This is a genomic window from Mucilaginibacter angelicae, from assembly GCF_042434235.1.
Taxonomy (GTDB): domain Bacteria; phylum Bacteroidota; class Bacteroidia; order Sphingobacteriales; family Sphingobacteriaceae; genus Mucilaginibacter; species Mucilaginibacter angelicae.
Window position 1 is genome coordinate 151,288 of record NZ_JBHLTS010000007.1, and the last position, 19,177, is coordinate 170,464.

Annotated in this window: 15 protein-coding genes; 7 read left to right on the top strand and 8 right to left on the bottom strand. The window is 43.5% G+C overall.

Going from position 1 to position 19,177, the window contains the following annotated elements; all coding sequences use genetic code 11:
* Positions 1–4: 4 nt before the first annotated feature.
* The 5 genes from ACFFGT_RS04300 to nirB all read right to left on the bottom strand — a co-directional run bounded on the left by ACFFGT_RS04300 (position 5) and on the right by nirB (position 10,061).
* Positions 5–3,520 (bottom strand): molybdopterin-dependent oxidoreductase, encoded by a 3,516-nt coding sequence (locus ACFFGT_RS04300; protein ID WP_377021272.1) that lies wholly within the window; start codon positions 3,518–3,520, stop codon positions 5–7.
* Between the two features lie 5 nt (positions 3,521–3,525).
* On the bottom strand, positions 3,526–4,821 hold the full coding sequence (locus ACFFGT_RS04305) for an MFS transporter (protein ID WP_377021273.1): 1,296 nt from the start codon (positions 4,819–4,821) through the stop codon (positions 3,526–3,528).
* Positions 4,822–4,902: 81 nt separating this feature from the next.
* Positions 4,903–6,444 carry an alginate export family protein gene (locus ACFFGT_RS04310; RefSeq protein ID WP_377021274.1) on the bottom strand — a complete coding sequence of 514 codons (1,542 nt, stop codon included), beginning with the start codon at positions 6,442–6,444 and terminating at the stop codon, positions 4,903–4,905.
* Between the two features lie 703 nt (positions 6,445–7,147).
* Positions 7,148–7,498, bottom strand: a complete 351-nt coding sequence (nirD, locus tag ACFFGT_RS04315; protein ID WP_377021275.1) for a nitrite reductase small subunit NirD — start codon at positions 7,496–7,498, stop codon at positions 7,148–7,150.
* 67 nt (positions 7,499–7,565) lie between these two features.
* Positions 7,566–10,061 (bottom strand): nitrite reductase large subunit NirB, encoded by a 2,496-nt coding sequence (gene nirB / locus ACFFGT_RS04320; RefSeq protein ID WP_377021276.1) that lies wholly within the window; start codon positions 10,059–10,061, stop codon positions 7,566–7,568.
* Between the two features lie 289 nt (positions 10,062–10,350).
* Between nirB and cobA the strand changes: the two genes are divergently transcribed.
* The 6 genes from cobA (at position 10,351) to ACFFGT_RS04350 (ending at position 15,985) form a co-directional block, all read left to right on the top strand.
* On the top strand, positions 10,351–11,079 hold the full coding sequence (cobA, locus tag ACFFGT_RS04325) for a uroporphyrinogen-III C-methyltransferase (protein WP_377021277.1): 729 nt from the start codon (positions 10,351–10,353) through the stop codon (positions 11,077–11,079).
* 6 nt (positions 11,080–11,085) lie between these two features.
* On the top strand, positions 11,086–11,439 hold the full coding sequence (locus tag ACFFGT_RS04330; protein WP_377021278.1) for a DUF7009 family protein: 354 nt from the start codon (positions 11,086–11,088) through the stop codon (positions 11,437–11,439).
* Positions 11,440–11,718: 279 nt separating this feature from the next.
* The gene (locus tag ACFFGT_RS04335) at positions 11,719–12,759 is read left to right on the top strand and encodes a methyltransferase (RefSeq protein ID WP_377021279.1); all 1,041 of its coding nucleotides are present in this window, start codon (positions 11,719–11,721) and stop codon (positions 12,757–12,759) included.
* 307 nt (positions 12,760–13,066) lie between these two features.
* The gene (locus ACFFGT_RS04340; protein WP_377021280.1) at positions 13,067–13,648 is read left to right on the top strand and encodes a Crp/Fnr family transcriptional regulator; all 582 of its coding nucleotides are present in this window, start codon (positions 13,067–13,069) and stop codon (positions 13,646–13,648) included.
* A 178-nt stretch (positions 13,649–13,826) separates the two neighbouring features.
* Complete coding sequence (locus ACFFGT_RS04345) at positions 13,827–14,693, top strand: alpha/beta fold hydrolase (protein WP_377021281.1); 867 nt, start codon at positions 13,827–13,829, stop codon at positions 14,691–14,693.
* A 374-nt stretch (positions 14,694–15,067) separates the two neighbouring features.
* A complete protein-coding gene (locus ACFFGT_RS04350; protein ID WP_377021282.1) occupies positions 15,068–15,985 on the top strand; it encodes an aldo/keto reductase in 918 nt (305 codons plus the stop codon).
* Between the two features lie 233 nt (positions 15,986–16,218).
* Here the strand turns inward: ACFFGT_RS04350 and ACFFGT_RS04355 are convergent, their stop codons facing one another.
* Complete coding sequence (locus ACFFGT_RS04355; RefSeq protein ID WP_377021283.1) at positions 16,219–16,950, bottom strand: alpha/beta fold hydrolase; 732 nt, start codon at positions 16,948–16,950, stop codon at positions 16,219–16,221.
* Positions 16,951–16,980: 30 nt separating this feature from the next.
* Positions 16,981–17,568, bottom strand: coding sequence for a Crp/Fnr family transcriptional regulator (locus ACFFGT_RS04360; RefSeq protein WP_377021284.1), 588 nt, complete (start codon positions 17,566–17,568; stop codon positions 16,981–16,983).
* A 215-nt stretch (positions 17,569–17,783) separates the two neighbouring features.
* Here ACFFGT_RS04360 and ACFFGT_RS04365 point away from each other — a divergent pair, with 215 nt between their 5' ends.
* Positions 17,784–18,407: a class I SAM-dependent methyltransferase gene (locus ACFFGT_RS04365; RefSeq protein WP_377021285.1), complete on the top strand. Its 624-nt coding sequence runs from the start codon at positions 17,784–17,786 to the stop codon at positions 18,405–18,407.
* A gap of 216 nt (positions 18,408–18,623) precedes the next feature.
* On the opposite strand, the gene ACFFGT_RS04370 is transcribed toward ACFFGT_RS04365, so the two are convergent.
* The gene (locus tag ACFFGT_RS04370) at positions 18,624–18,881 is read right to left on the bottom strand and encodes a hypothetical protein (protein WP_377021286.1); all 258 of its coding nucleotides are present in this window, start codon (positions 18,879–18,881) and stop codon (positions 18,624–18,626) included.
* Between the last annotated feature and the right edge of the window lie 296 nt (positions 18,882–19,177).

Consider the following 19,177-nt stretch of genomic DNA (forward strand, 5'->3'; position numbering starts at 1 on the left):
TGGTTTAAGCTTTTACTAATTGTTGCTGAAGCACCTCTTCCAGCAGGCGTTTTACCTCGGGCCGGCACGATCCGCAGCCTGTTCCGGCCCCGGTTTGGCTGCAAACATCGGCCAGTTGTGTGCAGCCGCCGGCTACTTTATTGCGGATGTTATCGGCGCCTACATTATTGCAGCTGCAAACCAGCTTACCTAATACAGGTTCGGCTGTTTTACCACTGCGAAGTAATTTAAGGCGCTTATCGCTCAGCTCGGTTTTATTGGCTATCAGCTCCCTAAATTCCTGGAATTCCCCTTTATCGCCAATCAAAATAGTACCTACCAACCTGTCCTGGTGAATAATGCATTTTTTATAGTAGCGCTTGGCTTTGTCTATAAATACAATTTCTTCGTAGTCTTTATCATTAGGGCAGTCGGATAAGCCGATACTGCACAGGTCAAAACCATGAATTTTAATGATATTCATAAACAGGCTTCCCTTGTAGTAACTGGCAATATCGCCGTTCATATACCCCGCAACAACAGCCGCCTGTTGCTCGGCTGCTGCGGTTATACCGTATAATGTGCCGTTAAACTCAGCTATTTCGCCAATAGCATATATGTTAGGGTCGCTGGTAAGCAGGCGTTCATTTACAATTACGCCGCGCTTAATTTCAAGGCCGCAGTCCTTTGCAATCTCCAGGTTTGGTGTGGTGCCGATAGCCAGGATCATGGCATCGCAATCAATTTTTCGCCCGCTCTTTAAACCAATACCTGTAAGCTTATTTCGGCCGTAAAATAGCTGCACTTCATCGTCATAAAAAATATCGCAGCCCTGGTCAACCATTTCTTCGTGCAGGAGCCTGCTGCCTAATTCATCCAGCTGGCGGTTTAAAAACCTTGAAGTACGCTGAATAATAGTAATGGTTATCCCTATTTCCCGCAGGGAAGCAGCCATTTCCAGGCCTAACAGGCCGCCACCTACAATAACCACATGTCCGTTTTTGGGTACATGCTTTTTAAAATTATCGGCATCGTTACGGCTGCGCATGCTGAAGATACCGGGCAGCGAGGGTACATTTTTAGGTATTGCCGCCCGGCTGCCGGTAGCCAGCAGCAGTACATCGTAATATGTTTTTACGCCACGGCTATCCAGCACATATTTGTTGGCGCGATCAATCTTTTCGATACTTACGCCCCGCAATAATCTTATTTTAAGTTCGGGTTCTTCCTCATCGGTCATTTTTACCAGCTGCTCCCAGCGTTGTTCGCCGCTGATGTAATCGGGCAGCATAACGCGGTTATAAAATGGGTGGTCCTCTTTACTGAAAATGGTGATCTCGTCGTCTTTGTTAAGCTCCCGGTACGATCGTACAAAGCCATGTGCTCCCGCTCCGGCGCCCACCACCACAATTTTTTGAAAAGGCTTTTTATATTTTTGAACCTTTACCGCGCAGTACTTAAAATCCGGTTCTTTTGATATCGGGTCGACAGCATCGTTGGTTACATTGTTAATGCGGTGCAGGTCGTTATTCAGGATCTTGCCCCAATGCATTGGCACAAAAATAACACCCTGTTTTATCTGTTCTGTGATCCGGGCTTTTACCCTGGCCTCGCCTCTTCGGGAGGTAATTATGGTAACATCACCATCCCTGATCTCCAATGCAGCAGCATCGGCAGGATTGATCTCAACAAACGATTGTTTAATATGCTGGTTAAGTTTGTTCACCTTCCCGGTTTTGCTCATGGTATGCCACTGGTCGCGGATGCGCCCGGTGGTAAGGATAAAAGGGTAATCGCCATCAGGCAATTCGCTGGTGTGCTGATCCGACACGGCGCTGATCTGTGCATTGCCTGTTGGCGTATAAAACTGCTTATCGGTAAACAGGCGTGATGTACCCGGTGCTGCCTGCCGTTTTTTATACGGCCATTGTACCGACCGCTGCTGCCTGATGATATCATACGTAAGGCCGCTAATGTCGATATTGGTTTTGGCGGTGAGCTTAGCATGTTCGGCATAAATTTCGGATGCATTTTTAAAATCGAAGCCCTTGTACCCCATTTTTTGAGCAAAGCGGCAGATGATCTCACTATCCGGAATAGCTTCGCCCGGCGGCTCAAGTATTTTGCTGAGATAACTGATGCGCCTTTCAGAATTGGTCATAGTGCCCTCCTTTTCGGCCCAGGCAGCGGCAGGAAGGATAACATCGGCATAAGCCAGCGTTTCGGGTTTATTGCTGATTTCCTGAACCACTACAAACTTTGCTTTTTTCAGGGCCTCTTCGGCCATGCGTACATTTGGCAGACTGGTTAAAGGATTGGTACACATGATCCAGATGGCTTTAAGGCGGCCATCATTCAGGGCCTCAAACATTTCTGTAGCGGTGAGGCCCGGTTTGGCGGCTATTTCCGCTCCGCCCCAAAACTTTTGTACCTCCACCCTGTCTGCCGGGTTTGCCAGGCTGCGATGGGCCGGCAAAAGATTGGCAAGCCCTCCAACTTCGCGCCCGCCCATGGCATTTGGCTGCCCGGTTAGCGACAGCGGGCCAGAGCCCGGTTTGCCAATATGACCGGTTATTAAACTCAGGTTTATAAGGCTCAGGTTTTTATTTACCCCAACCGAACTTTGGTTTAGGCCCATTGTCCACATCGAAATAAAACCCTTTGCTTCGCCGATGTAACTGGCCGCTAACCTGATATCGCTTTCACTTACGCCGCAAATAGCGGCCGATTCGGCAAGGGTGCGCTCAAATACCAGTTTGCTATATTGCTCAAAGCCATCGGCATGGTTGGTAACAAAATCAATATCGATGTCACCGTTTTCTATCAATACCCGGCCTATAGCATGGTTAAGGGTGATATCGGTACCGGGGTTCAGTTGCAGGTGCAGATCGGCATTGCTGCAGGTATCCGTAACCCGCGGGTCAACCACAATGATCTTTACAGCAGGATTGGCTGCCTTATGCGCTTCAACCCGCCTCCACAAAATTGGGTGGCACCAGGCGGGGTTTGCACCGGTAACATAAAAGCAATCGGCCAGTTCAATATCGTCATAACAAAGTGGTACAGTATCTTCGCCCAGTGCAATTTTATAGGCAGCAACAGCGCTGCTCATACACAAGCGCGAGTTGGTATCGATATTATTGCTGCCTATAAACCCTTTAATTAACTTATTAACTACATAATATTCTTCAGTAAGGCACTGACCCGAAGCATAAAAAGCAACCGAGTCGGGCCCGTATTTGTTGATGAATGTTTTAAAAATGGCTGCCGTACGTTCCAATGCATCATCCCAGCTTACCCTTTGCAGGGGCATGCTTTTATTATAACGCATTTGAGGGTATAGCAGCCTGTCGGTTTTATCATTGGCCGTGTAGTGCAGGTTAAGCCCTTTGCTGCACAGCATTCCTTTATTTACAGGATAATCTTTATCGCCCTCAAGCGTGATGCTACCGTTTTTTTCTTTATTTATTACCACGCCGCAACCTACCCCGCAATAACAGCAGGTACTTGTAAATGTATTTTGAAGGCGTTTGTTGGACATTTTCTTTAAGCTATACTTCCGGCTAAAACGGGTTCATCTACTGTTTGAGGCTCGGTTTGTTTCTGAAACCGGGTTATCAATACAATCATGGAAACAATCATAACGGTAGTGCCGATGTAGGTAAACGCCTGTACATAGGTGATATGCTCCGACTTGAAAAGGAAGCCAAACAGCATGCCGCCAAGGTTACCGCCGGCACCTACAATGCCGCTTACCATACCCACATTTTTACTGTTGATGAACGGAACTATACCATAGGTAGCACCATTTGACATTTTAAGGAACAGCGCGAATGAAAGCATGGAAATAATAGCCATTGTAAGGCTGCCAGACTGCGCAAACAGGATAAGTCCTGCTCCTTCCAGCAGTAGCACGCCTGCCAGTAACAACCCCTTACCACGCATGCCGAATTTGCCGCCAACTTTGTCAGATACGATGCCGCCCAATGCGCGGGCAAAGATGTTCATGAAGCCAAAGATGCCGGCCCAGAAACCGGCCGAACTTTGTGACAGGTGAAAGGTATCTACAAAATGCAGGGAAGCTACGTTATCAAAAGTAATTTCCATGCCAAAGCACATGGCGTAGGCCATTGTGAGTGCCCATACGCGCCAGTCGGCCAATATCGACCAATCGGTTTTTGATGGATTGGTTTTAGCGTAGCCAACCTCATCATAGTTGCCATTGGGGGTGTCTTTGGTAAATTTCCAGTATAAAAAAGCAATTACCAGCATTAGTACACCCGGTACGATCATAGCATAACGCCAGGCTTCGGCTTTGGTAAAGCCCGCCCCTACAATAGCGGCAAATATTAAAGGCATTACCATATTGGTTACACCGCCGCCAAGGTTGCCCCAACCACCAGTTACAGCGTTAGCTGTACCTTTTATATTGGGTGCAAACATCATTGAGGTGTGGAATTGGGTAATTACAAACGATGAACCAATTACACCAATAGCCAGGCGGAACAATAAAAACGAAGTATAATCATGTGCCAGGCCTACCAGAAATACCGGCAGCGACCCGATAATTAATAACCTTACCGCCGTTTTGCGCGGCCCCCAGGTATCACAAAGTTTGCCTATAATAAGCCGGGCTATAATAGTTGCGGCTACCGAGGCAATAATAGTATTGCCTACCTGTCCTTTACTTAAATGCAGTTCGGCACGGATGGTTGGCATCAATGGCGCCAGGCCGAACCAGCCAAAAAAGCACACAAAAAACATGAGCCAGGTAATGTGAAAGGTGCGCATTTGAACGCCCTTTAATGAAAATATATTGAGTTTGGTAAGTTGTTTTTCCATTTTTTTAAGCTTAAAACTTTTTGTTTCTACTTTGATTTTTCAGCGTTTTCAGCTTTAGGCTTTGAGCCTTAAGCTTTCATATTATTTATTCAAAAACTCGGGTTTGATATTAAGCTGCAGATATGCCCAAAACGGGTGCAGTTTGTTAGCATCCGGCGTTAAGCCTTTGGCATACTCCATACTGTGGGTTGCTGCCATGTAGGATAGGCCCAGTTCAACAGCGGTGAATTTGTTAAGCTTATAGCTGTTGGTGAGGTCAAATTCGGTACCGAGGTATTTATCAATAGGCTGTCCGTCTGTTCCTTTCTGATCTTTAGCCAGCAGAAAGTAATGATTGGCCAGCTCGGTACTAAAGCGCTTATTGTCCGAAAGGTATTTTATCTTAAGATAAGGATTACTTAAACCGCCGGTCGGAGATCCGCTGCCTGCATAAAAATAATCCATATAGCCCCAGAACTTATGCGGCGTACCGTACAATGGATCAAACCGGTGGTCGGTTTTTGAAGATGACAGCGCATCATTACCTGACAGATAATCCCAGCCGCCGGTATAAGTCAGGTTACCACCTTTGTAGGATAAAGATAACGTATACGTATAAGCGCTTAACTCAGCGCCATCACGGTCATGCCCTCCCTGGTAGTAAAACCCGCCGGTAGCGGCCCATTCATCTTTACTGCCGAAAACAGGGTTAAAGAGCAGCCCGGTTGTATAGCGGGTATTAACGCCCGGCTGATTAAACCGGCGGCCATAGATATAACCGACGTCCTCGCCCGATACATTTTTTACCGAATCGAGTTTGTATTTAGCAAACTGGTCGGCAAGGAAAAGACCGGTTATCTTAGTCTTATTAATTTTTTTAGCGAAGTAGAGATATTCAAGTGCTTTATAGTTTTGGTTTTGCCCGTTGGTACCGGGCGGATTTAAAAAGGAAAGATTACCGTTTTTGGCGCTAATGCCGGCGGCGTTTATCAAGGGGATAAGCCCTGCAGGAGTATTTGCCAGGTTGCCTTTACTATCTTTTACTGTAGCTGGTACGTTAGCGGGTGTATAATAAGTACCGTTATAATTAATAGCATCAGAGCTTTGGTTAAAAGCAGCGCCAATATCAAGCTGCCAGCCTGACTGAAGGAGTTTCAATACAATAGCATCGTGCCGGCGGCCCTGCTGGATCCAGTCGGTAGCGCCCATCAGGCGTTCATCGTCGTAGCTGATTTCCTGCCTGCCTGCCTTAATGGCGAAGTAATCAACAGGCGATTTTTTGAAGGAAGTGTCTTTTTTGTTAGAGAGGATCAGTTCGGCCCAGGCTTCGTGCAGGCTTAACCGGCTGCCGTCATTAATGGTAATAGTTGAGGCGTCCTGCCCCCAAAGCCTTACATCCTGTACAGATGTTTGAAAAATAAGCTTACTGCTTTTGTAATTAAAGGTGAGCCGCGTTCGTTGCGATACAAAGGCCGCGTTTTTGTTAGCTATTGGTTCTAAAGTTCCATAACCATCACGTAATTCGCCCCTGGTTTTGATCTGCCCGGTTAAAGACAGCTGTGCTGAGGCATTATAAGAAATAAAACATGATATAATTAATAGAATTTTCCCAATAGTGCACTGATAACTTACATTTTTGTACATTTGAAATGGTTTTTTATTTGTTAAAGCGATTAAAAACTATTTAACCCTGCCTGGGAATGCGACCTCCCGGCAGGGCTTTTTTATGCATTTTTGATTTTTACCATAGGCTCAATCTTTTTTTGATTTATTTATCTGTTCAATTACGATAAATATAACTTATTTAATGATTAAGTGCAAATAATTGATTTTTAAAGTTAATTTTTATGATTAAAATCATTAAAAATCCAATATTTTAATAAAAATTCAATTTTTAACATGGTTAAAACGGCAGAAATGAGTTTTTAACAATTATTTAATCAAATAAAAATGTTTTTATTATGTAAAAAATATCATAATGCCCATCCATTCATTTAAATAACATTTAAATATGGCTGTAAAATTGAAATAAAATTAAATTTCAATGTTTTATTACAGATAAAACCATTAATGCGTGTCTAAAAATTGAAAAAATTACAGCTCGCTGTCAACTAATTAACAATTTGGTGTAGTAAATACACAATATCCTCAAAGCCACCCTTTAAAACCCTGCAGCTTCCCTTGGCATACACATCCAAAACAATGCAAAGAGGGAGCGTGATACTAAATTCAAAGTGCCGGGCATAAAAAAGCGCCATTACCCTATTCAGCAACGGCGCCTGATGTCTTATTTATCATAATCCGGCAAACTTTATTGTAAGCTTCGGATTTTATCTACAATCAATGCTCAATCAACCCCTACGAAAACTTTTCCATCAGCTATTTTTACAGGGTAGGTTTTTATAGTCAATTCTTCCTCTCCCAGGCATTCGCCGGTGAGCAATGAAAATGTTTTTTTATGAAAAGGGCAAGCCACTTTTGGCTCGCAACTTTCGCCTGCGCTGCCAATCATGCCGCGGGAGATAGCCATTTGCTGCTTATGCGGACAAAGATTTTGAGTGGCATACCATTCATTGCGGCGCGCAAAATTAAATATTGCTATTTGCTCATCGCCATGTTTGATACATGAACCACCGTTTTCGGGTACATCGTCAACATAACAGGCCATGATCCACCGGGTTGCTATTACTGTTTCCATTGTGTTTTCTTTTCAATAATGATCAATTCAACTTCAGACTAAAAACTTAGAACTTTCCAACTTGGGGTTACCACTCTTTGGCACGCAGCTGCTCGCGCATGGGCTCAAATTGAGCGTGAGGGTCTTTTTCGTCGGGGGCATTAATAAAATGAGCAAAGCGCTTGCGCATTGCGGGGTTATTAACAGCCTCCTTCCACTCGCAGTGATAGGTATTTACCAGTGCCTGCATTTCTTCCTCCAGTTGCGCGCCAAGCCCAAGGCTATCATTTATTATTACATTTTTAAGGTAGCTCATGCCTCCGTCCAGCTTATTAAGCCAGGTTGCGGTACGGGTTAACTGGTCGGCAGTTTTAATGTAAAACATCAGGAACCTGTCGAGGTATTTAACTACAGTTTCCTTATCAATATCTGTGGCCAGCAATTGAGCGTGCTGTGGCTTGGAGCCGCCATTGCCGCATACGTATAAATTCCAGCCCTTTTCTGTAGCTATAATCCCAAAATCTTTTGATTGCGCTTCGGCGCATTCCCGCACGCAGCCGCTTACGCCGCCTTTAATTTTGTGCGGTGCGCGGATGCCTTTATACCTATCCTCTACCTCAATGGCAAAAGTTACGCTATCATGCAGGCCAAACCTGCACCAGGTACTGCCTACGCAGCTTTTTACCGTACGCAGCGCCTTGCCATAAGCGTGCCCGCTTTCAAAACCGGCATCAATAAGCTCCTCCCAAATTAATGGCAGATCGCTCAGGTGCGCGCCAAACATATCAATGCGCTGCCCTCCGGTTATTTTAGTATACAATCCGTATTTTTTAGCAACCTGGCCAATTACTATCAGTTTATCCGGCGTAATTTCGCCGCCCGGTATGCGCGGAACAACAGAATAGGTGCCGCCTTTTTGAATATTGGCCAGGAAGCGATCATTACTATCCTGGATTGCTTCCTGTTTTACGATAACATCATTCCACAGGCTGGATAGGATGCTGGCCACAACCGGTTTGCAAACTTCGCAGCCATCGCCCTTGCCGTAATGATCAAGCACAAGGTCGTAGTTTTTTAACCCGTTTATTTTTACCAGGTCAAACAACTCCTGGCGCGAATAATCAAAATGCTCGCAGATAACATTTTTAATATATTGCCCGTTCGCCTTCATGGTACCGGCAATTAAATCCTTAACCAATGGCACGCAGCCACCGCAGCCTGTACCCGCCTTGGTGCATTTTTTCATGCCGTCAATACCGGTAATGCCACCTTCATTTACTGCCGAGCAGATGTCCCCCTTGGTAACAGCCTCGCATGAGCAGATCAGTGCATCATCAGGCAAGCTCATTACACCTGAGCCTGTATTGGTTTCGCCGCCTCTTGAACCCAGGATCAAATCTTCAGGATCCGGAGGTAATACAATTTTATTATTAACAGTTTGCAGCAGCATATTGTAAGCTTCTGCATCGCCAATTAAAATACCGCCTAACAGGTTTTTACCGTCGTTGGTAATATTAATGCGCTTATAGATTCCTTTGTGGGTATCCTCAAACAAAATAGTGCGGCAATCCGGCTCGGTAATAAAGGCATCACCAAAGCTGGCCACGTCCACCCCTATTAATTTCAGCTTGGTACTCATATCGTACCCGTAAAAGGCTTTATCTGCCGCGGTTAAATGAGCGGCCGCAACATCAGCCATCTCATAACCGGGTGCAATCAAGCCGTATATCATTCCTTCATATAAAGCGCATTCGCCAATAGCGTAAATGAACTCATCGCTGGTTTGCATTTTTTCATTCACTATAATACCGCCACGGGTACCTACATGCAGGCCGGCCAGTTTAGCCAGTTCATCGCGCGGGCGGATACCTGCCGAGATTACCAGCATATCAACCGCCAGCTGACTGTCGTCATTGAATTTTAATGATTGGATCTTTTTATCGCCTGTAATAGCAGCGGTGCTTTTGTTTAAATGAATGTGCAGGCCCAATTGGCTCAATTTCATTTGCAGCATATTGCTCCCTGCAGAGTCGATTTGCCGAGGCATTAGCCGTGGGGCAAATTCAATAACATGGGTTTCGGTAATGCCCAGGTCAATCAAAGCCTTGGCAGCTTCTAACCCCAACAAACCACCGCCCATTACCGCGCCTGATTTTGCATTAGCCGCACAGGCTTTTATAAGCTCAAGATCTTCGATGGTGCGATATACAAATACGCCCTCTTTTTCAATGCCCGGAATATCGGGCACAAAAGCTGATGAGCCGGTTGCCAAAACCAGGTAATCATATTTAAGGGTGACGCCCTTTAAGGAATGGATAGTTTTTTCGGAGCGGTTGATTTCCTGGATAGGATCATCTAAATGAAGCGCAATGTGGTTATCGGTATACCATGACAGGCTGGACAGCGACAGGTCATCGGCAGTTTTACCATTGAAATACTCGCTAAGATGTACCCTGTCATATGCGTGACGGGGCTCTTCGCCAAAAACAATTATTTGGAACTGTGCTGATCTGGCTAAAAGTTTTTCACAAAACTTATAACCCACCATACCGTTGCCAACAACAATGATGGTTGGTTTTGACATGTCGGATTTTTTTTAAATGTTAAAGCAATTTTCAAACTAAAATGAACCAACTGCGACCCTGATTTCATTTATATCACAATTATAACTTAAAAAAACATTAAATAAAAATTTAAACACTATTTTTTATTAATTAAATCATGTTTAATTGCATTTAATTTCATAAATTAGTGTGATTGATATAATTTAAATCATTATTTACATTATATTTTATTAAAAAATTTATGATTTTTACAAAATCAATCAAATAAAAAGGCTTATTGATCTATTTTTTGATGGTTAATTTAAAAAAATGCAAAAACAAACGCTAAATCCAGTGCTTTTTGTGCTTGGTGCCGGTCCCGGCGATCCGGAATTGCTAACAATGAAGGGATATAAGGTATTACAGCAGGCAAATGTGATATTATATGATAACCTGGCTAATAAAGAATTACTGGCTATAAGCTCTGACGATTGCGAAAAGGTATATGTTGGTAAGCAACCTTACGGCGACTATACGCCACAGGAAACCATCCACGAACTGATAAAGCACTACGCTTTTACTAAAGGTAATGTGGTAAGGTTAAAAGGTGGCGATCCGTTCATATTTGGCCGTGGGTTTGAGGAGATCATTTACGCCAGGCAGCATGGTATTACCACACATTATATTCCCGGCGTAACCAGTATGCAGGCATCAGGACTGGAGGATATTCCATTAACCCACAGGCAGGTAAGCGAAAGCGTTTGGATGGTTACAGGCACCAAAAAAGATGGCAGGCTTTCTGCCGATTTAACCTGCGCTATGCACAGCAATGCAACAGTGGTTATATATATGGGAATGAAAAAGCTGGCAGAAATTGCATTAGCCTATGTGAGCGCAGGCAAAGGAAATACACCGGCGGCTATTATCCAGCACGCATCATTACCCAATCAAAAATCGGCAAGAGGAAAGGTAAGCGATCTTGAAGCTATTGCCGCAGATAACCAGCTTACCTACCCTGCCATTATTATTATTGGAGATGTAGTTAACGTAAAAAATTAAATAACCATGAAGATCAGAATAAAAGGAAACTCGCTGCGCTATCGCCTTACCAAAACCGACGTTGAACGGTTTGACACCAATGGCTACCTGGAAGAAAGTACTCATTTCGGAGCCAAAGTATTTAAATATGCCCTGCAACGCTCCACCAATGACACTTTAACTGCCGGCTTCGACGATGATACTATAACTATGTATATGCCCGTTACCATGGCCCTTGAGTGGGCAAGCACCGACCTGGTTGGCTACGAGAACAACACCGGCCCAATGTACCTGCTTATTGAAAAAGATTTTAAATGCCTGGATAATATTGCCGAAGATCAGAGCGATAATTACCCTAATCCTTTAAGTTTCAAAGTGTAGCATTTGAATATGATCAGTTTCATTGGTGAGTTTAAATTTGCTATTAAACAATAGCCCGGGGTTTATTATATAAAAATCCCCACTAAAAAAGCCGAAAGATAACCTCATGCGGCGTTAGAATCGCGCATTCTAATGATCATGAAATAACATCAGCAATAAGCATTCCCCCCCCTTTCTTATTAAAATAAATCCCTGTAAATTAGATAACTAATTTACCACCTCCTGGTAGGCTCTCTCACAAACCACCACCAACCAATTAAACCGATAATTATCAAAAAAATGGAACAGCAACCTAACCAGCCATCACCCGAAAACATTATGAAAATTGGCACGGGCTTTTGGGCCTCAAAAATTCTTTTAACTGCAGTGAGTTTTAAATTATTCACCAGGCTTGCTGAAAAGAAAACGATGAAAGCCAAAGATGTAAAAGACCTTTTGGGGCTTAAATGCACCGACAGGAATGTTTATGATTTTTTAGATGCCTTAACCGTGTTTGGTTTCTTAAAGCGTGAAGGCGTTTGGGATACAGCGATCTATTCGAACACTGTAGATGCAGATACATTTTTAGATACCAACAAGCCATCATATATTGGAGGGATCCTGGAAATGATGAACAATCGGTTATATACATTTTGGGGTAACCTGGGCGATGGGCTGCTTACCGGGCTTCCGCAAAACGAAACAAAAAGGAGCGAGGATTTTTTTGGCCTGATATACCAGGACCCTGAAAAATTAAAAGAATTTACCAGTGCAATGAGCGGCATACAGATGGGTAATTTTATGGCTTTTGCTCAAAAATTTGATTTTACAAAATATAAAACACTGATTGATGTGGGCGGCTCGGCCGGGTTGCTTTCAATTATGGTTGCAAAGCATAATCCTCATATGCATTGTACCAGTTTCGATTTGCCGCCGGTTGAGCCTATTGCAAATGCTACTATACTGCAATTCGGGCTATCTGACAGTGTAAAAGCCGCAAGCGGCGATTTCTTCACTATGCCAATACCCAATGCTGATATTGTTGTAATGGGAAATATCCTGCATGACTGGGACGAGGGGAACAAAATAGCATTAATGCAAAAAGCATATGACGCACTCCCCCCGGGCGGAGCATTTGTAGCCATTGAGGGTATCATAGATGATGAAAGAAAACAAAACGTTTTTGGTATGATGATGAGTTTGAACATGCTTATTGAAACAGGAACAGGATTTGATTACACTTTTGCCGATTTTAACAAGTGGGCAAATATTGTCGGGTTTAAATCAACCTCAATTGTTCCGCTGGCGGGGCCGTCAAGCGCGGCAATTGCATACAAGTAATATTGCTTTGGGCAATTGTCTTTAATGTTATTTTTGAATAATATAATCGGAAGAAGAAAGTAGGGATTGTGCGATTCCCTCCCCTGGGAGGGTGTAGGGAGGGGTTTCAGGCGGCCTATTCATTTAACGATGCATAACCCCTCCCTGCTACTACACATCCCAACGCACCCCTCCCAAGGGAGGGAATTAAAAAACTGCCAATCACTTAAGCTAATAGCCCTAATTATTGGCCGAATAAAACAAGTTTTACAATTCGTAAACAGGCTTTGGTTTCCTGTCTTATCTATTTAATTAGATTTGCCGAACCATGTTTGAGGTTTTCGAAAAGTACTTACGCCAATGGGTTGATATTTCTGACGAAGAGATGGCGCTAATCCGTGCAGCAAGTGTTGAAAGGAAGATCCGTAAGTGGCAATCCATTTTACACGAGGGGGAAGTATGGAAAATTGCGTGTTTTATTACCACCGGCTGTTTTAGATTGTATCGCTTTAGTCCGGATGGAACGGATCATACACTAAGGTTTGGCGTAGAAAACTGGTGGATCAGTGACCAGGAAAGTTATAACCTCGAAAAACCATCCGAATATAACATTGAAGCTTTAGCAGCCAGTACCGTTATTGTGTGGACTAAAGAGAAATGGGAAGAACTGCGGGAAAATATCCCTGCGTTGAAGTTATTTAACGAAAGGCTTTTAGCGCGGGGTTACGAAACCAGCCAGCAGCGTATTTATTCGTTGATCAGTAATTCGGCCGAAGAAAAGTATCTTGAGTTTCAAAAAACATATCCCAAAGTGTTCAATAGTGTTCCCCTGCATATGGTTGCCTCCTATCTGGGTATCTCCCGCGAAACCTTAAGCCGCATCCGGAAAGACTTTACCCGGCGCGATTAATTCAAGAGACTTCTTCTCTTTTCTAAATATTTTCATGCTTTATCGCAAAAAGCGTGACAAATGTCAACGCCATTTTGTGTCATATGGCTTCTTTTCCGGGAGCCGTTCCGGCCCACCTTTGTTCTGTAGCCCGGTAGTTCGGGTAAATAATTAAAACAGAAAATTTTTCAATAAAATCATGAAAACTAATATTGAATACACCGCATCAACTGTTCCTACCCAGTTCGTATCTGTAAATGGCACTTCATTCGCTTACCGTCGTTTTGGCAATAAAGCTGGTTTGCCGTTGGTGCACCTGCAGCACTTTACCGGTACTATGGAAAACTGGGACCCCAAAGTATTGGATGCGCTGGCACAAGATCGTGAAATCATCATTTTTAACAACAGGGGGATAGCGAGCACCGGCGGAGAAACACCTGATAGTATAGCGGCCATAGCTCAGGATGCAGTTGCATTTATTGACGCACTTGGTTTAAAAAAGATCGATCTCCTTGGCTTTTCCATGGGCGGTATGGTAGCCCAGCAGCTAACGCTTGATAGGCCAGAGTTAATTAATAAACTGATCTTGCTGGGCACAGCTCCACGCGGCGGCCACGAAATTGACGATTTTACCCCGGAGGTTTGGGCTATTTTTGCTAAAGAGTTTCCTTCAGAATATGAGATTTTACTGGAAACCCTGTTTTCACCAACGCCTACCAGTCAGCAGGCTGCCCATGAATTTCTGAAACGGGTAAAAGATGGCAGAACCGAAAACCGCGATAGTAAGATAAGCGAGCAGGTTGCCCCTGCACAGTCGGCCGCAATTAAAGGCTGGGCTAATATTAACCCCGGCGATTATACTTATCTAAAAGCCATTAAGCAGCCGGTATTTGTGTTAACCGGTCACAATGATATTATATTCCCTACCGTTAACTCATTTTTGCTGCAACAGAATCTGCCCGATGCACAGCTGATCATCTACCCCGATTCTAATCACGGTGCGCAATATCAGTTCCCGGAGCTATTTGTTAAACAACTTACTGCTTTTCTTGAAGGCATAAAGTAAATGAAACCATAGGTTGACTTAGCGCGGGTGAATTAGTTTCATTCGCGCTATTTTGTTTAATGCAGATCTGTGGACATAGTAAAAAGTAAAAGTTTTTCACCTCCATTACTTTAGCCGGCTGGTATGGGCGGAAGAATGGCATATAATATCATCTCAAAGTAAGAAACAGGGCATTGTCCGGAATCATCAAACATTTGGCGCTTTAGGTTAATTGAAAAGAAAATACGTACCTAACTTTATATGAGGAAAAAGATAGGTAGATTTAATTAAAATTTCCTTTCAATCTGTATATCTATCCTGCACGGTGCCAGTTATTTGCCTGTAATAGGGGCAATGCATTGGTGTTTGAGTTTTGCATTTAAAACATACTGTAAATGAAGTTAGCAAATAATGACATAGACATGCCTGGTCTTGGGTTTGGCACCCTGATCCCTGATCCGGCCGAAACGATTAGAGCTACCAGGTACGCGCTGGAAGCCGGTTTCAGACATTTTGATTGCGCGGAACGATACCGGAATGAAAGCGAAGTTGGCGAAGCGCTGCAAGCCGGAATGGCCGCCGAAGGAATAGCCCGCGAGGACGTTTTTATTACCACCAAGCTGTGGAATACCAATCACCGCCCCGAACGTGTGGAATCGGCATTCGAGGGGAGTTTGAAAAGGCTCCGGATCGACTACATCGATCTCTATCTTATTCATACCCCGTTTGCATTTCAACCGGGCGAGGATCAGGACCCGCGGGATGAAAACGGCAATGTTATTTACGATAAAGAGGTGACTTTGCTTGATACCTGGGGTGCGCTCGAGAAACTTGTTGATGGCGGTAAATGCCGTGCTATCGGCTTATCGGATGTAACCTTAGAGACTCTGGTGCCACTATATGAATCAGCACGAATTAAACCGGCTGTGGTGCAGGTTGAATCTCACCCTTATTTGCCGGAAACCGAATTGCTGGAGTTTTGCAAAGAAAAAGGGATTATACTTTTAGCTTTCGCACCGCTGGGTCACGGAATGAGGCCAGGGCCGCTGGAAGATCCTGCGGTTTTGGCAATTGCCGAAAGGATTAAAAAAACACCTGCGCAGGTATTGCTGGCCTGGGCGCTTCAGCGCGGCACGGCTTTGCTTACCACGCCCCGCACGGCAGCCCGTGCCAAAGAGAATTTCGACGTTTCGCCCCTGCCAGACGATGCATTTAATGAAATCAGTAATATTCAAACCCGGCAGCGGTTTAATCACGTGGTAAAGACAGGTGTGCCGGGGTTTATACCAAGAGTAGAAGATACCACAAACTAACCCACGGTTATCTTTAATAAAAATTGTCACGATAGATCGATGGTGAGGCTGAGGGATGGCGCGAAAGAGAAATCTTCTACGCCCTGTAAAGCTGCATGCATGATTAAAAAGCAGGGTGCAGAAGATTTTTCGCTATCGCTTAAGAGGTGGTTTCTCCTCAACCCCGGCGTACATTCCCGCGCCGATTCGTTCGAAATACCATCAAGGTTTTCTTGTCCCAAACTCACGTTACATTAACAAATAAATGAGTCTAATATCTCATTAAACGCTTCTGGTTTTTCCATCATCGGGGCGTGCCCGCATTCCGACAGCATGATCAACTTTGAATTTGGTAAATGGGAGTTAAATTCATCCGCAACCGCCGGAGGTGTAATGTGATCGTCTTCGCCCCATATTAATAAAACAGGTGTTGAAATTTCAGGAAGGTGTGTGGATACGTTATCCCGTTGAGCAGCTTTAGCGGTTCTGACGGTGCATAAACATTTGAATGGATCGGTGGTAATTTGCAAAACTTCTGCTACAAGTTCATCGGTGGCTATAGCAGGATCATAAAATGTGGCGGCTACCCTTTCTTTGATGTATGCATAGTTCCCCCGTTTCAGATAACTGCCAACCTGGTTGTTTTCATATAGCCCTGAACTTCCGGTCAATACTAATTTTGCAACGTTATGGGGATGGCGATGGGTGTAAAGTATAGCAATGTGCCCGCCGAGCGAATTTCCTACCAGGATGATATTTTTGAGCCCGGCAGCAGCAATCATTGTTTCAAGAAAATTAAGAAGGTGTTCCAGGCTGGTTTTTGAATTTTCATATATCGGCAGTTCGGGGATATAAATGTCAAATCTATCTTCAAAATGTTTAACAACCCCGGTCCAGTTACTCAATCCTCCAAATAGCCCGTGGAGTAAGATCATGCTTTGCTTCATCCGTTTTTTAAACAAAGCTACCTCCCCTGGCTCCCCCATTTAGTGATTGTAGTCACAAAAGCTACCGGGTTATTTTAGTAGGTATAACCGTGCCCGGCTTAAGGCTTCCCGGCTGATATAGAGATAGCGGGCAATATTGGTGAGCGAAATTTTTTGTATAATGGCCGGGCGGCGTTCCAGCAGGTACCGGTAACGTCTTACCGGGCTTTTTAATGATAGGATATACTCGTGCTCTGATTGCTGTTCGAGGATCTCCTGATATAATTGCAGGTTTACATGCAGCAGGTTCATGTGCAGATCATACAATGGCTGCAATTTTTTAATGTTGATCCGTAATATTACCGCATCTTCAAGCGCCGTGATGCTCACTGCAGAGGGCGCTTTTTTGTTGTAGCTTTCGCAGTTTGCAAGGAAATCGTCGGGGAACCCGAATTTGATGATCTTCTCATTGCCGTCATCATCCTGGATAGAAAACTTAAACAGCCCGGAAATAACAAAGGCCGAAAAGCGAGCCACCTTTCCATATTTTAAAAACGAATCACCTTTTTTTATATGCTTAACAACAGCCATTGAATCCAGTAACTGCCATTCCTGGTCGGTTACTATAGGGTGTTTTTTCTTAAGCTGCCCGTACCAAGGGGGTAATTCGTGTTTCATTAAAAAATCATTTCAGTTAATGTACCAAAAAATATAAACCGGTGCTTTGCCTTTATTATATGAACTTTTGCAGGGCAGCTCTCAGGCAACATAATGCAAATCAAATATAAAAGAATTGGGATTTTGTAGTTTAAACGCCATATTATTCTTTAGCGACCATTAAGCTTTTTGAAGAATATGGTAAATGCCTAATTTGGCTACAACAGAAATGCCTTATGATGAATGAAACTGAAAAGCCGGAGTTTTGGGAAAAAAGCTTTGTTGAAAAACAAGAGATGTGGGGTTTTGAGCCATCAAAGTCGGCAGTGTTGACAAAGGATTTTTTTGTTGAGAAATCGGTAAAAAAGATCCTCATCCCCGGGATCGGTTACGGACGAAATGCGCAAATTTTCAGGGAAAACGGAATAGCTGTAACAGGTATTGAGATTTCCAAAACAGCTATCGAAATGGCCGGAAAGCATTACGGTACGGATCTGACTATCTATCACGGCTCTGTAATTGATATGCCGTTTGATCAAAATCAATATGATGGAATCTTTTGCTACGCCTTAATTCATTTACTGGATAGCAGCGAACGGAAGAAATTGATAGCTGATTGTTATAACCAACTGATCGATAACGGCTATATGGTTTTTACCGCTATTTCCAAAGAAGCCCCAACATACGGACAGGGCAAATTTATCAGTAAGGATCGTTATGAAATATTTGATGGGGTTAATATGTTTTTTTATGACAGGAAATCGATCAGTGCAGAATTTGGCGAAGCCGGGTTACTTGAAATTACCGAAGTCACCGAAAATTATCCCTTCTTTTTAGTTAAATGCAGTAAGGGCGATTAAAAATCTGAATGGATTGATGTAACGGTAACTTTAGATCATCCAAAAAAATCTTTGAATTATTTGGGGGGCAATAATACCCTCAACCACATTTGCGCAAAAATAATTAAGGCGAAGGATGCGCCATGATCCCGGTGGGCGGGTTTAAATACAGGCAAAAAGTTTTAAGCAGATCAGTTCGCCTAATCAAATTCCCCTGGCAAGCGGATAGTAATCTTTTCAGATCTTCGCTTTGCTGAATTTTCTTCTAAACCTTGATGCTATAGATTCCAGATCACGTTTATCAATCTCTTCGGGCTTATTAAATTGGGATAAAACAAGAGATTTTGAAAGTTGAATAGTGCCATTAGTGGTTTTAACAATTACCAGGTCGCCGCGTTCTGCATGGTTTTTATAATTTCCGATCTGGGCGTTAATACCGGTAAGGCGCATCAATAATTCAACTATAGCATAAAGTGGCAGTTTGTTTTGAGGCATACTTTACTCATGTTGTTTTAACACTAAGTTAAGTAATTTTTAACAATTAATAAATATTGTGACTATCTGTTTTGATGATTGACAGAAACAGGTTAATAGTACTGCCATTTTCAAAGAAGCTTCAACCTACAGGCACGGCAAATTCATCAGCAAGTACCGTTATGAAATATTTGATGAGGTTAATATGTTTTTTTATGACAGGGAATCGATCAATGCAGAATTTGGTGAAGCCGGATTATTTGAAATGGCAGATGTTACCAATTAAGTGCAGTAAGGGCGATAAAATGTTCTCAAAG